This is a genomic window from Pontibacter toksunensis (assembly GCF_042686245.1).
In the GTDB taxonomy this organism is placed as follows: Bacteria; Bacteroidota; Bacteroidia; order Cytophagales; family Hymenobacteraceae; genus Pontibacter; species Pontibacter toksunensis.
Window position 1 is genome coordinate 120,255 of the sequence record NZ_JBHUOX010000001.1, and the last position, 13,020, is coordinate 133,274.

Consider the following 13,020-nt stretch of genomic DNA (forward strand, 5'->3'; position numbering starts at 1 on the left):
AGGTAGGGTGCAGCCGCAACGGTGTTAAGAGTTCTGAGTATGTAATGTATTCCCATAAATCAGATGCTCCCTCATTCGCATTCTTAAACTTTTGTGTTGCCTCAAAGCCTCCATAGACAGAGAGTGTAGGAGGAATACCTTCTAGAAACCGATACACACCATGGCCTAAGCAATAAACAAGAGCTGCAACGCAGGATAGTATAAACCAGGAGTGCACCCTAGTTCTTAAATGAACATCTTTACTTACAGAACTGCTGGTCCCGATAATAAGTGGAAACAAGAGTAGCGACAACTTCTTCTCTAGGTCAAAAACACCTGCTGACAGGTTCTGGGTGTATAACAGGCTAAAGGCATGTAAAAAATAAAACCCTAAGAAAAGCTGTACCCAACTACTCTTTTTGAGTGCCTGCCATTTATATTGCCAGTTACCTTCATATACCCAAAGTAAAAGTATAATAATGCTGATGGTGCTGCTTATTTTTGTATAAAAAGGTAGAGAGGCTGCCAGTGCTGCCAAGCCATAGCCATAAAGAGTGGCAACTTTTTCTTCTTTTAACATCAGGAGGAGAGGTTAGCAAGTACAGCACTGTTGATTCTGTTTCGCTCTTTGTCAAAGAACCAGCCCCACTTATTAAAGTATATGCAGTTGCCGTGAACAGCATACCACAGCAGTTTAAGGCTTTTGTGAGAACCCTTCTCGAAATGATGGTATATAACTGCCTCCGGATAAAACAAAGTGTCAAATTGCTGATGCATTCTGCGGGAAAGGTCTGCATCTTCTGAATACATAAAGATCCGCTCATCAAACAAGCCAACCTTTTTCAATGCGGATGTTCTTAGAAACATGAAACATCCCGAAAGGTAAGGAACGCTCATCAGTTTGTTGTATCCTGTAAAGCGTAACTCAAAGGTGTGGTTGCTTTTCTCTAGTGTATCTTTGTTCCATTTCATAAAGCGCCTCAGGAAGAGATCTGAAGGAGAAGGTAGCAGCTTACACAGGTGCTGGATAGAACCGTCTGGATAAAGAACTTTGGGCATAACCAATCCTGCACCGGAGTGGGTTTGCATAAATACATATAGCTTCTCTAATGTACCGGCTTCGAAATATACATCTGGATTTAAAACAAGGTGGTATTCCGAAGAATCCATTACCAGGCGCATGGCAATATTATGTGCCGCCCCAAACCCTAAATTTGCATTGTTGAAGACATACGTGCAGCGTAAGTCTGCACAAATGTTTTTAAGTGCGTCAGTAGGGGAGTTGTCAATTATAAACAGGTGTACGGGCAATTCAGTGTTTAGAAAACTTTCTACTGCCTGCTGCAGTACCTCTCTGTTATTGTTATACGTTACAATGGAGGCTGTAATACTATACTTCACTTCCTATTAGCTTTTTGTAAGTTTCCAGATAGTTTAAGGCCATCGTCTGTGCTGTATAGCACCGGAAATATTTAGAACATATGTTTGTGGAATACTCTTTCCTGTTCTTTACTAATTTCTCAAAAGCCTGCTGCATACTATCTATATTCTCTAAAAGATAAAAAGAAACCTCTTTATCTGTGAAGGTTTCCTTAAAAACAGGTAAGTCAGATGAAAGGGTGGGCAAACCAAAAGCAGCAGCTTCTATCAGTGCAAGAGGAAATCCTTCTGACCTTGAAGTCATGGCATAGATATCAAAAAAACGGTAGTACCGAAAACCGTTGTGCCTATACCCCAGGAAAAGGCATCTGTCATGTACCTGCAACTTTATGGATAGATCAGTAAGAAATTTTTTTCTTGGCCCGTCACCAACAATTAAAAGTTTCAGTTCTGGATTCTGTGCCAGTAAGTATAGAGACTGGTCAATTCCTTTTCTATCAGTAAGTTCCGCAGCAGCACCAAGCAACAGCGAATTACCTTTGAAATTCATGATAACTTCTACATCTTCCTTCGAAATAGAAGCACTTTCTGCTTTGTTCACATTGCGTCCATTGTATATATGAGAGACTTTTTTGTTACCATAAAGGTTGAGGTAATAGTCTTTCATATGAGCTGAAAGCGCAACAAGTAGGTCATGTTTACTCAGCAAAAGTTTCCACAGCTTTGTAAATGTAAAAGAAATAATACCATTGTAGCTGTTCCTCAGATCTGCTTCAACATAATTGTGAAGGGTACTGATTCGTTTCCCTTTTATCTTCCGTTGGTGGAGGTATAAGTATGCATCTGGGCGGAGCATGTGGGAGTGCAGAATATCATATTTCTCAAAGTCAATGCTTTCGAACATGCTGATGCGGCGCGTGCTGCAACCCATTATTACTTCCTCTATTGGGTCAAAATAATAGACATCAATTTCGGCTAAGTTTTTAAGGTGAGAAACGATGTCTCTTACTACAATAACAGGTCCTTTATTGGCCAGAGATGGTAGGAAATAAGCTATTTTCAAGTGGTTCTGGTTTTGGTTTGAAAGCAAGAAGCAAACCTACTAAAAAGAAAAAATGGTATTCCGACATGTTAAACAAAAACATTCCAAACATCAGGTAAGCCCCAATTAACATGCCTAGTTGCTTTTTGAACAGCTTAAGCCATATAATTAGGAAGATGGCCGATAGCAACATGAAACCAACTAGCCCTTGTTCTGAAAGTATGTAAATGTAAAAGTTATGTGGGAAAGGAGTTTCCTCTCCACCTTCATAAAAATCAAAGAAGTTTTGTTCAAAGCCACTAAGACCCTGCCCTGTTAAAGGAGCATCAAGCCACATAGCAATGCCCATCTTCTGAAGCCCTAATCGCCCCTGCATACTTAGATCCTTATTCAGGCTAAGGCGGTCCATAAACATCTGGCTTAAGTCTAAGGCATAAACTAATATTACAGAAAAGATCAGTGTTATCAGTAAGGCTATGAGCAAGGATGGCTTTATTAGTCTAAAGCCCATGAAGTAGAAGAGGAGTATCGTGTTTACTAATATACCACTCCTGGAAAGAGAAACAATCGTCAGGAACCAAAGAAAAAACATGTACCTTCGGTTGAAGAACCTGTTTGACAGCACCATTAACAGTGAAATGGTGAAGGCGACCATATTTTTATCTGCATAGAGGAAACTTACCTTTAATGCACTGTAGAGTGCCCATACGCTTTTATCGGTCCCAATAGTGGTGTAGTAATAGAGGGAGTATACCGTGTCCAGAAGAATGGATATAATGGCTAGAAAAAAGAAGAACCTGATGGCCTTGTACTGCAAATCTGTACTTAACCTTTGGAAGAACAGATAGCCAAGAAACCCTACAAGAAATGACTTGATAACTCTGGCGTAATATAAAAGGAACTTCATGTTGTCAGGGACTTTAAAAATGCCGATCCCTTCGTAGAGAATAAAGGAAACACAGAGCCCTAATAAAAGGAGGTTGGAGACTTTTATCTTTGAAGAAAAGGAATAGGTAGCAGCTATCAGAAGCCCTATAACAATAGACACATCCGTAATGGCTATACCATATATCTTAGGGTTTTTGATAAATAAGGCGCCAAAGCACAACAGAATTATGATAAAATAACTTCTGTTGATTTTTACAACTGCATTACTATCGAATGAGGACTCCAAATTCTTCTGTTTACCTAATACATTCCAAAATCTAACTACATTTTTCTCATCGGAGAAAAATGCCTGCGGTAAAATTCATTTATGAAAGAAAGAGGAGAATTTTCCATTGATTCTGATGCTCTTCGGCGTAATACCTGCCAAAGATAAACAGCATGATGCTTTAAACTTGGCTTAAGAATTTCTTCCTTTGCTCTTTTTGTTTCTCTATAACTGTCAATCCAATTGGAGGAAAACCCTCCAAGCCTCATATTAGCAAGCGTCTTATTTACATAAATGAAAGGAACCCCTGCATGTAGTATTCTTAAGAGAAGGTGATAGTCCATTGCAAACTTATAACTGGTATCAAAAGATCCTAGCTTATGGTACACCTCCTTATCTATGAAAACGGTAGGATGATTGATAGTCATTTCCTGCTTAAGCAGGTTTGCATTGGGGGAAACATTCATCCCTCTGCTGCCATCTTCTTTCCAGTACTGTAAGTTACCGTGCAATACAATACCAGGCTTATACTTTGCTACAACTGAAGAAACTGCATCAGGCTCATACCAATCATCCGCATTTATAATACCAATAAGGTCACCTGTTGCAAAAGCAATTCCTTTATTGAATGCATCGCTTATACCTTTATCTGGCTCGCTTCTCCAGTAGGCTACTTTATCTTCATGTTTCTTTATGATTTCTAAAGTGTTGTCTGTTGAGCCACCATCTACTATAATATATTCTATGTTTTTGTAAGTCTGATTCAAAACACTTTGTATGGTATGTTCTAAATAGCTCTCACCATTATATACCACAGTTATGATAGAAACTACTAATCCATCTGATAAATTTCTGTTTGACTTAGATGGCTTGCTTAAACGGTAGCCTCCTTCTTTCATCTTTTGATTTTTATACTGTTACTGTAGAACCTGTACCTATGGGTAATCCTACAAAAAGTTTGTTTATCTAATTAAGCTCTGCTTGAGGCACCACTGAAGAACAAAAAACCCTGTCTGTACATTCAATCGAACCAGCAAATTGCAAAGGTATCGATGAAAACCAACGGAATCTAGCATGAAAGTAAATAAAGAGTCATTGTGACTTCTAGCAAGGTAGAGAGTGATAGGCTTATTCTCCAGAAGAATTCTTTAAAGAATTTATTGTGGAAATACTGTAGAAGCATTAAGGCCGCTCTACTATAGGATGAGCCACTACTAAAAATGTGTCTCTTTTTTCAGAATTACTTATCGTTGTTGTGAAGAGCTTTTTCTGTTCTACCCATGTCTTAAATTTGAGGCTTTTCAGAAATTGAATAAGTTTGATTTAAGCTCTAGTCAATTTTGGCTTCTTGTCCTCCGCTACATTTACCCTTTCTTCGACAATCGCTTTAAATTTCGTATTGAAATGACGCTGATTCCACTTCTGAAACTGTGCCAGTCCTTTTTCAGCAAGATCAAAGCACAGGGTATCATCTTCCCATAATAGCTTCATCTTAGAACTTATGTCCTGCACAGAACGCGGGTTAAAATAGAGCGCAGCATCCTGACTTTGGTCTATCATTCCGTAAATGCCAGATACTGCCATAGGACACTTCAATGCCATTGCTTCTAAGGGGGGAATGTTTGTTGGTCCAAAAAACGTAGGCAAAATCAGTGCTCTTGCACGCTTATATAAGGTGGGAATATATTTATCTTCAACATATCCTAAATGGAGTATGTTAGCCTCTAAGTCTAACTTTTTTACAATTGACATGGCTTTGCTATATCCGTTCTTTTTGCTGCCAACCAAAACCAGCTTTATGTCATTATATGTTTTCTTTACCTCAGATAAGGCATTGAAAAGATTATCATGGTTTTTATGTTCCCAAAATTGTGCAGGATAGAATAAAAATTTGTCTGGCAGTTGGTATTTTTCATTGAAGTCATCAGCCTCCTCCTCAAAAATATAAGGAGGAGCTACGTAAGGGAGAACGAAAATCTTTGATTTGTCAGTGCCATAGCTTTCTACAACCTGTTCTTTCCCGCATTCTGAATCCACTAAAACTGCCCCTGAATATTTTGCTATATTAGAAAAAAGCCTTTCCCTTAGTTGAAACTCTCCATTTTGAACTATTTCTGGGAAATCTTCATAACGGTGCATTAAATCATGAATGCTGGTTATAGCATTCACATCAAGTTGGTAGCTATAGTGGTCTTGTGTAGGAAAAACCCATAGATCACACTGCAGACTGTTAATGGTCTTATACAGGGAATGAACATATGGAGACATTTTTCTCCAGCTATTGAGAAAATAATTTCTTCCGACCCTGCTTATAAGCTTATCAACGTTACTGATGAAGACATACCTAGTTATAAAATTATATTGCTGTAGATAGTTTCGCCAGGCATCCTTGGTATAAATGACATAGACTTGATACTCCTCTTTTGGTAGACTTTCCAGCGCATCAATGATGGATTGATTGTACTGAAACACTCCACCTGAGTAGGGTTCGGAATCTAAGAATAAACCTATCTTCTTCATTTCTTCAACACAAAGCAAGCATTCCAAGAATTTAAGCCTGGTTCTTCTTCTTTCAGCCACTCGCTGAAATGGAGTAGATTAAAGTTTGCCTTTTCAAAATATAAATCAAGTTCAGGCTTGAACAAATACCGCATCCGGTGCTTTTCGGTTATCTCTGAGTATTGCCCTGTTTTTTTTTCTTTAATAATCATAGTATAATTTACATCAATCACATTTTCGTTGGGGTGCGACTGAGGCTGTGCAATTCTCTTGACTTCCAGATTTTCATTCTCCAAATGCTTTACTCTTACTACGGGCGGATCAGATAAAACACCAGGGCCATACCAGCAGTCGAAGATTAGTATTCCACCTGGCTTTAAATGGGTATAGGCTGTTTCAAAAGCACTTAGTAAATCTTCATTGGATGTCTGGTAGCTCATAACATGAAATAAAGCTAATACAACATCATATTCTCTGTTTAACTTTATTTCCCGGATGTCTCCTTCCACAAAATCTACGCTGCCTTTCAGGTTCCTTTCTTTAGCACTTTCTTTTGCTATATCAATCATGCCTGCCGACATGTCTACTCCGGTAACATCATAACCCTTCTCAGCAAAGATGTAGTCATGCTTTCCTGTTCCACATCCTAGATTCAAAATTGTCTCAGCGGTTTCATGGAAGCATTGTATAAAGTTAATGATGTAGTTTGCCTCTTTATCATACTCTTTGTCTTTATAGAGTAAGTTGTAATAAGCAGCATAATCTTTGAAAACAGGCATTTTTTATTTTTAAAGAAGTATTTGATTTATATTGAAGTTGCTTTATTGCACATTCTAAAAAAGAGCAATAGAAGAAGATTAAGATTGTAAAACCTCTTTCAGTTTTTCTGAGACCACAGCTATCTGTTCTTCTGTAATTGCTAACCCGCTGGGAACATAGAAACCACGCTCCGCTATATTTTCAGCTACAGGATATACTTCATCTTTAAACAAGCCCATCTTTTTAAAAACTGGCTGTAAGTGCATTGGATAAAAAAAAGGACGGGAACCAACACCTAAAGAAGCCAGCCGTTTCATAGCCTCTTCAGCATTATAGCCTTTTTCCTCATCCAGCACTATTCCGAACACCCAGTAAATGTTATCAGCATAGTCTGTCTTTCTTATGGGGGTTTGGATGCCGTTTGTTACTTCCAGCAGCGCGTGGTAAGAAGCTCCCATGGCACGTTTTTTCTGGACAAACTCCTCTAACCGCTCCAACTGTGCAAGTCCCAGAGCCGCCTGTAAGTTTGTCATCCTGAAGTTGAAGCCAAGTTCGTCATGGACGAACCTTTTTTCAGGTTTGAAACATAGATTCCGCAGGGATCTGCATTTCTCAGCCAGAATGGGATCATCAGTCAGTATCATTCCGCCTTCGCCGGTGGTGATGTGCTTGTTCGGATAAAAACTGAAAGTGCTTATGTCTCCAAACGAACCGCAAGGCTTACCCTTGTATGTCTGCCCATGCATCTCAGCAGCGTCCTCAATTACTTTTAATCCATGTTTGGAGGCAAGGTTCAGAATAGGATCCATATCAACTGGTAATCCATAGATGTGAACCACCATGATTGCTTTTGTTCTTTTCGTGATTTTTGTCTCTATCTGATTCACATCCATGTTCCATGTAAGCGGATCAGCGTCTACAAGCACAGGAACAGCTCCTGCTCTCACAATGGCAGCGGCACATGATATGATAGTGAAGGTAGGCATAATGACTTCGTCACCTTTTCCTATACCTAACGCTAAAACAGCAGCATCTAGAGCAACGGAGCCATTGCTCACAGCAATACCAAACTTTCTGCTTACCTGCTCGGCAACTGACTCCTCAAATTTTTTGATGAATGGACCTTCTGAAGATATCCAGCCCGTGTCTATACACTCAATCAAGTACTTCTTTTCATTGCCGTTAAGCAATGGTTCGTTTACTGGGATAAAAGCGCTCATTATTTATGCTTTAACTATTATTTCACTTACTGATGTTTTGAACCTCGTTTTATCGTGGTCTCCAGCGTAAGGTCCCTGCTTTACTTCTATCATCTCAAGTTCTTCCAGTACTTCAAAACCATGTCCGCCAGTTGCCAGTAGAATCACATCACCTGTCTCTAATATCCTGCTCTCTAAGTAATTCTGGTCATTATCGAAAAAGTCGACACGCAGCTTACCCTTTTTAATAAAAAGCACTTCCTGCGTGTAATGTACTTCTCTTGGAACAGGATTATGTACGTGAGGCTCTATAAGTTTTCCTTTCGGATGATGCATATAAGCCAGCTGTTGAGACAGTTCACCGGGAGTAAAGAAGTGGATACCTGGCTCATTGAAGTTGGAAGGTATAATGATGGCAAGTAACTGGTCGTTATATTCTATTTTTGAAATCATAGCTTGGTTCTTACAAGTATATTTTTTGTTTTGTTCGATGCACTTATTAGCAACTTCAGGATACTTTTATTCCTGTTCAAGGATCGGAAGAAAAAAGCCCAGACTCTGTGATTAGAGAAATTATCACGTGTGATTTCCTGTGAGATATCTGAAAAATTCTGTTCGATAGCTCTTAATGTTATCCAAATAATATCTAGCTGAAAATAAAGCTTTCCGAATTCAGAGATAATCTCTTCCTTAAACTTCTTTCTTATGGTGTAGTACCCTTTAATTTCTGCATAAATGTTTTTGGAAATGGTTGTGCCTTCGTGAAGATGATAAACAAAAAGTGGCTCTTTTAGATGAACAAAATTACACTGTTTAGCCAAACGTATCGTTGTATCCCACTCTTGGAATGACTTGATGTTGGTATCTAATAAGTTAATTCTTTCTAATGCTTTTTTCGAAGCTAAAATGGTTGGAAAAAGAGGGGCTGGTTGAAGTAACAGCTTTCTGTAGATGTCTTCACTGCTTCCCTCAATAACAGGAATATTGAAATCGTTGTATCTTTTTTGTGAGGTAATATACGTAATGCAGTTAGTATGAACCACTACGTTTTCATCAAAATCTAATAGTCTTAGAGCTTCAACCTGTTTTTTTAGTTTATCTTCTCTCCATTCGTCATCTGAGTCCTGAAAGGCGATCCAGTTTCCCTGCGCTCTTGTAATGCCTAAATTCCGAGCGGCCTGTGCACCTCCTTTAAAGCCCAGCGGCAGGAATTTAACCTTAGGGTTCTGATAAGATAAAATCAAACTTTCTATTTCATCTGTTGAACAATCGTCCACAATCAGAATTTCATGAGCAGGATAAGTTTGTTTCAAGATGGAGTCTATACAATACCTGATTGTTTTAGTTCTGTTATAGGTTGGTATAACAACAGATATTGAAATAAAGGAATCGAAGGACATCATAAAAGCTCTAACAGATTCTTTAATCGTCTTTTCTCAACAACCCAGCTGAACTCTTCCTGAAACTTCATTTTTGAGGCAGTACCAAATGCATGAATTAAATCCTTGTCATGTGCTAAATGAACTAACAGTCGAGCCATACCTTCTACATCTCCTTCTTCAACAAGAAAGCCGTTTATACCATTTTGAACAGCTTCGGGTATGCCTCCATGTAAAGTGGATATGACTGGTAAAGAATAGCTCATAGCTTCAAGTATAGCGACAGGTGTTCCTTCCTGATCACCAGAAACAGGATCAGTAATGCTGTGTTGTACAAAGATATCTGCTTCTTTCATTTTTTCCTTTACAAACACATTAGGTTTTTCATAATGTAAACTAACATTGTTTTGCAGGCTTTGCATGGTGATAAAATTCTCCACTTGGGGCAGCAGATCTCCTGTTCCAATATAATCGAGGTGCAAGTTCGGATAAATCTTCAATGCTATATTAAAAGCTTCTAACAGCTTTAAAGGCGCTTTTTTTGCTACCATTCTTCCTACTGCCAAACACTTAATTTTTTCCTCATTCTGGCGGAAGCTTTTCTGGAAATTAGCATCTTCGACTCCATAAGGTATAACATGAATAAGTTTTTCTTTTACACCTAACGCGATCAACTTGCCTTTCGTCAACTTATTCATAGTAATAATGCCATCAGCTTGGTTATATTTTAGGTATTCATTTCGCCAGAATGTATCCAAGAGTTTCTCTGATACATCATAACCATGAGCATGCCCAAAAAACTTTATATTTAGTTCTTTAGCAATTTTTAGCAGCCAAAGTGACTGATCAAGATATTCTCCTAGAATTACTTTTGTCTTGTTGACCAATAGAAAATCTTTGACGGCTTTTGTTCGGACGGGGTCAAGCAAACTCCTTCTATCGCCGTCGGAGATGGTTTGATAGAGTCTATTGAAAACTCTGTCTTTCAAAGGCATTTTAGCATCTAAATGAAATTTTGGCCGACTTGTATCCCAAAATAACTTGTGGTGCTGCGCTGCATATATAACTGATGTTCCTTCAGGACAAAGATCTAAAACATGTCTCTGAATAAACGTTTCAGAAGAGGCTCCCAGCACAGGAGTGAATACTGCTAAAGGATTATACATTAAATTTTCTTTCGTACAATTCCGCTTATACCTGTTATCATATTGCTTTCAATGAAATTGTCATCAACCTTATCGCTGCGTAGCAAAAGCTGGTAAAAGGGATATAATATAAAGTAGCCTATTCTTCTTCCAAAATATGGTATGTTGCTTCTCTTGAGCCATAACCCGAGCATTTGCGCTAAACTGGCATTCCAGCCTCCCAAACTTTTAAATTTCACAATTTCAAACCCATTTTTTGTAAATTCTCTCTCTAAAGCAAATGGAGTATACCGGAACTCATCATAAGGTACATCATGCAACGGCCACAGAAAAGGTACAGTGAAAAAGAGCACACCTCCAGGTTTTAATACTCTTTTGGCTTCAGACAGTAATTGGTTTAAATCAGGAACATGCTCAAAAACTTCTATAGCTATTGCACTGTCAATTGTTTCAGCATCTAGTGGAATAACATTACCATCCCAATACATGTCAGGCTTAACTGCACTATAATCATTATCTAAATCAAGCCCTATGTATTCATTAACATAAGGTTGTATGGTAGACTTATAGGGCATCTGCCCACAGCCAATATCTAAAAACGTTCCTCTGAAATGTACAGTGGCTTTCCTCAGAGCTTCATAGATTGACCTTCTTGTATGGTAAACATCAATCGTTTCAAAAGTTAATTCCAGATTTTCAAAATGATTCATTATCAGCTATTTGCTTAAGTGCTATTTTATCGCTTTTACCTATAAAAGGTGACCTTTTATAGGTAAAAGCAGGAAGTTAATACAGATAATTGACTTTATTGGTGGGAACAGTTACAAAAAAGCTATTTGTTTTTAAAGCTTATAAGTTCTTGGAACAGCGATCGGTTAAAAGAATAAATCAAGAAAATATAAACCAAACCGAAAATTGAACTGCCTAAAATTAACTGGTATAAAGCTTCTGAAGGGAACTGAATAAAAAATGAACACACAATTCCACTAAAGAAAACTGGCACCAGGGGGGCAGTGATTACTTTAATGTACTCAGAAAAAGATATAGATATGAGCGTTGAAATCAAATATCTATACAAAGGATATATGCCCAGAATAAACAGAATAATCAAAGCGAAGATTACTCCTGATACTCCCCAAAAGCTTCCAAGCCATATAGCTACGGGCATAATGGTGAAAAAGGATAAGTTCCAGTAAAAGGCCCAGTTCGCTTTTCCCCTGGCAATTAGTAAAGAGCCTATTGGATTGAATGTTGTCCGGATTAAAAAGTAGAGTGATAAGAGCCTGAAGAAATGAATTGCCTCTGTCCATTTCGCTCCATATAGAACTAAAATGATTGGTTCTGCAAGTATGAAGAATAATGCATAAATAGGAAAATTGATGGAGCATAGATACTCTAGGGTTTTTTTATATATTCTTCCTAAATAGTTTGTGTCGCTGCTGACCTTAGACATGATAGGTATGGTTACCTTGGTGATGATGGGATTTATTATGTCTATGGGTTTTATAGTAAGATTTTTTGCCAGCGTGTAGAAACCTAGCATTCCAGGCCCTAGAACTTTGCCGATGATGAGAGAGTCAAACTGAGAATTAAAGTAGTTCAAGGTGCGCTCTCCTATCTGAAAGGAGCCAAAGCTTATAAATTCTTTTATTTCCTGAAAAGAATAATAAAAAGAAGGAACATGGTACTTCCTTCCAAAATAAATCAACAACAAGCTGTTGAACAAAGATGAAAACAGGTAAGCGTATACAAGGGAGTATATCTTAAATCCATTGAAGGCTAAAATAACAGATATTAAAAAGCCAGTTCCTTGCGTTAGTATTGCAATTTTCGACAATATATCGAATTTCAATTCTTTAGACAGAAGGGCATAATATTGAATAGAAAAGCCGGAGCTTATAAAGGTGATAGAAGTAATAATGATGATCGGGGTTAACTCTTGTTCATCGTAAAATGCGGCAACAAGAGGACTGGCTGAAGATAGTATCACAAAAAGTAAAATGCCCGTAATGATGTTCAACCAATAAAGGCTGGATAGCTGCTGATGCGTTATATGTGGTTTTGAAATGATGGCATAGCTAATACCCATATCAAGAAATATTGATATAAAGCCCATAGCAATATTAGCTAGTGCCATTAAACCATAATCTTCAGGTGATAATATTCTTGCAAGTATAGCAGTCTGAATAAGTTGTATGATTACGGTAAGTCCAGTTGACAATGATGTCCATTTAACACCTCGAATTGCTTCTTTTTTAATTTCCATCTAGGTTACAGAGGATAACAAAGAAAAGTAAAATGATTATCTTGAAAAACAAGAATGGTACTTATAAGAAGCACTCATCATACAATATTCAACATTCTTAATTCATTAGGGCTTATGTTTTTGAAATGGGTTGTTCAACTTCTCGTTTTCCTTATGTGTTAAGTGCAACATAAAAAGAATATTTATCAAACATATAACTATAATAGATGCAGAGTTAAA

The 13,020-nt window shown here is 37.9% G+C and carries 12 protein-coding genes; all 12 read right to left on the reverse strand.

Annotated elements, in window-relative coordinates:
* Nucleotides 1–558: 558 nt before the first annotated feature.
* The 12 genes from ACFS7Z_RS00550 to ACFS7Z_RS00605 all read right to left on the reverse strand — a co-directional run bounded on the left by ACFS7Z_RS00550 (nucleotide 559) and on the right by ACFS7Z_RS00605 (nucleotide 12,801).
* Nucleotides 559–1,380, reverse strand: coding sequence for a glycosyltransferase family 2 protein (locus tag ACFS7Z_RS00550; RefSeq protein WP_377479255.1), 822 nt, complete (start codon nucleotides 1,378–1,380; stop codon nucleotides 559–561).
* Complete coding sequence (locus ACFS7Z_RS00555) at nucleotides 1,370–2,422, reverse strand: glycosyltransferase family 4 protein (RefSeq protein WP_377479259.1); 1,053 nt, start codon at nucleotides 2,420–2,422, stop codon at nucleotides 1,370–1,372. Before ACFS7Z_RS00555 ends, ACFS7Z_RS00550 begins: the two co-directional genes overlap by 11 nt.
* On the reverse strand, nucleotides 2,385–3,308 hold the full coding sequence (locus tag ACFS7Z_RS00560; protein ID WP_377479263.1) for an O-antigen ligase family protein: 924 nt from the start codon (nucleotides 3,306–3,308) through the stop codon (nucleotides 2,385–2,387). Before ACFS7Z_RS00560 ends, ACFS7Z_RS00555 begins: the two co-directional genes overlap by 38 nt.
* Nucleotides 3,309–3,610: 302 nt before the next feature.
* The gene (locus tag ACFS7Z_RS00565; protein WP_377479266.1) at nucleotides 3,611–4,453 is read right to left on the reverse strand and encodes a glycosyltransferase family 2 protein; all 843 of its coding nucleotides are present in this window, start codon (nucleotides 4,451–4,453) and stop codon (nucleotides 3,611–3,613) included.
* A gap of 424 nt (nucleotides 4,454–4,877) precedes the next feature.
* Nucleotides 4,878–6,074 (reverse strand): glycosyltransferase family 4 protein, encoded by a 1,197-nt coding sequence (locus ACFS7Z_RS00570; RefSeq protein ID WP_377479269.1) that lies wholly within the window; start codon nucleotides 6,072–6,074, stop codon nucleotides 4,878–4,880.
* On the reverse strand, nucleotides 6,071–6,832 hold the full coding sequence (locus ACFS7Z_RS00575) for a class I SAM-dependent DNA methyltransferase (RefSeq protein ID WP_377479271.1): 762 nt from the start codon (nucleotides 6,830–6,832) through the stop codon (nucleotides 6,071–6,073). The genes ACFS7Z_RS00570 and ACFS7Z_RS00575 overlap by 4 nt, the downstream gene beginning before the upstream one ends.
* Before the next feature lie 78 nt (nucleotides 6,833–6,910).
* Nucleotides 6,911–8,032: a DegT/DnrJ/EryC1/StrS family aminotransferase gene (locus tag ACFS7Z_RS00580; RefSeq protein ID WP_377479275.1), complete on the reverse strand. Its 1,122-nt coding sequence runs from the start codon at nucleotides 8,030–8,032 to the stop codon at nucleotides 6,911–6,913.
* A 3-nt stretch (nucleotides 8,033–8,035) separates the two neighbouring features.
* On the reverse strand, nucleotides 8,036–8,464 hold the full coding sequence (locus ACFS7Z_RS00585) for a cupin domain-containing protein (RefSeq protein ID WP_377479278.1): 429 nt from the start codon (nucleotides 8,462–8,464) through the stop codon (nucleotides 8,036–8,038).
* Nucleotides 8,461–9,414 carry a glycosyltransferase family 2 protein gene (locus ACFS7Z_RS00590; RefSeq protein ID WP_377479281.1) on the reverse strand — a complete coding sequence of 318 codons (954 nt, stop codon included), beginning with the start codon at nucleotides 9,412–9,414 and terminating at the stop codon, nucleotides 8,461–8,463. Before ACFS7Z_RS00590 ends, ACFS7Z_RS00585 begins: the two co-directional genes overlap by 4 nt.
* Nucleotides 9,411–10,556, reverse strand: coding sequence for a glycosyltransferase family 4 protein (locus ACFS7Z_RS00595; RefSeq protein ID WP_377479284.1), 1,146 nt, complete (start codon nucleotides 10,554–10,556; stop codon nucleotides 9,411–9,413). Before ACFS7Z_RS00595 ends, ACFS7Z_RS00590 begins: the two co-directional genes overlap by 4 nt.
* A complete protein-coding gene (locus ACFS7Z_RS00600) occupies nucleotides 10,556–11,245 on the reverse strand; it encodes a class I SAM-dependent methyltransferase (protein ID WP_377479287.1) in 690 nt (229 codons plus the stop codon). Before ACFS7Z_RS00600 ends, ACFS7Z_RS00595 begins: the two co-directional genes overlap by 1 nt.
* A 122-nt stretch (nucleotides 11,246–11,367) precedes the next feature.
* Nucleotides 11,368–12,801: an MOP flippase family protein gene (locus ACFS7Z_RS00605; protein ID WP_377479290.1), complete on the reverse strand. Its 1,434-nt coding sequence runs from the start codon at nucleotides 12,799–12,801 to the stop codon at nucleotides 11,368–11,370.
* Between the last annotated feature and the right edge of the window lie 219 nt (nucleotides 12,802–13,020).

Excerpts from the sequence above, each read along its gene's own strand:
- ACFS7Z_RS00605 (WP_377479290.1), bottom strand. The coding sequence starts at position 12,801 with ATGGAAATTAAAAAAGAAGCAATTCGAGGTGTTAAATGGACATCATTG.
- ACFS7Z_RS00565 (WP_377479266.1), bottom strand. The coding sequence starts at position 4,453 with ATGAAAGAAGGAGGCTACCGTTTAAGCAAGCCATCTAAGTCAAACAGA.
- ACFS7Z_RS00560 (WP_377479263.1), bottom strand. The coding sequence starts at position 3,308 with ATGAAGTTCCTTTTATATTACGCCAGAGTTATCAAGTCATTTCTTGTA.
- ACFS7Z_RS00570 (WP_377479269.1), bottom strand. The coding sequence starts at position 6,074 with ATGAAGAAGATAGGTTTATTCTTAGATTCCGAACCCTACTCAGGTGGA.
- ACFS7Z_RS00590 (WP_377479281.1), bottom strand. The coding sequence starts at position 9,414 with ATGATGTCCTTCGATTCCTTTATTTCAATATCTGTTGTTATACCAACC.
- ACFS7Z_RS00580 (WP_377479275.1), bottom strand. The coding sequence starts at position 8,032 with ATGAGCGCTTTTATCCCAGTAAACGAACCATTGCTTAACGGCAATGAA.
- ACFS7Z_RS00600 (WP_377479287.1), bottom strand. The coding sequence starts at position 11,245 with ATGAATCATTTTGAAAATCTGGAATTAACTTTTGAAACGATTGATGTT.
- ACFS7Z_RS00575 (WP_377479271.1), bottom strand. The coding sequence starts at position 6,832 with ATGCCTGTTTTCAAAGATTATGCTGCTTATTACAACTTACTCTATAAA.
- ACFS7Z_RS00595 (WP_377479284.1), bottom strand. The coding sequence starts at position 10,556 with ATGTATAATCCTTTAGCAGTATTCACTCCTGTGCTGGGAGCCTCTTCT.
- ACFS7Z_RS00585 (WP_377479278.1), bottom strand. The coding sequence starts at position 8,464 with ATGATTTCAAAAATAGAATATAACGACCAGTTACTTGCCATCATTATA.